General features: G+C 67.7%; 1 protein-coding gene. It reads right to left on the reverse strand.

Annotated features, from left to right (window positions below; all coding sequences use genetic code 11):
* Positions 1 to 361, reverse strand: a 361-nt coding sequence (locus J0A65_RS26120; protein ID WP_463452441.1) for a M15 family metallopeptidase domain-containing protein, incomplete at its 3' end; no start/stop codon positions are given.
* Positions 362 to 403: the final 42 nt, after the last annotated feature.

Raw genomic sequence — 403 nt, forward strand, 5'->3', positions numbered from 1 at the left:
GCGTCAGATGCTCCAGGTGCGCCTCGTCAGCGTCGGGGTAGTACTCCTTGAGCGCGTCGTAGAGGCTGTCGTAGAGGTATTGCTGCACGGCGAACGGACGCCAGGCGTCGAGCACCACCAGGTGCAGGCCTGCCGGCAGGCTTTTGGCCACCTGCAGCAGGCGTTCGAACACCGCGCTGCGCGAGTGGCATTCAGCCATGGCGTGGCACACGCCCATGCGGGCGTATGCCGGGTACACGCGCAGCGTGCGGCTCAGGCTCAGCGGGTGCAGCGGCTCATCGCACTCGACGATGGGGATCGCCGCGACCGCCTGCCAGTCGGGTTCTGCTCGGTAGGGGATGGGGGTGGTCAGGTCGGTCATGGCATCAGCTCAGCAGGCGCGGCAACCAGAGGGTCAGCGAGG

It is taken from the genome of Bowmanella yangjiangensis (assembly GCF_017255015.1).
GTDB classification, from domain to species: domain Bacteria; phylum Pseudomonadota; class Gammaproteobacteria; order Enterobacterales; family Alteromonadaceae; genus Bowmanella; species Bowmanella yangjiangensis.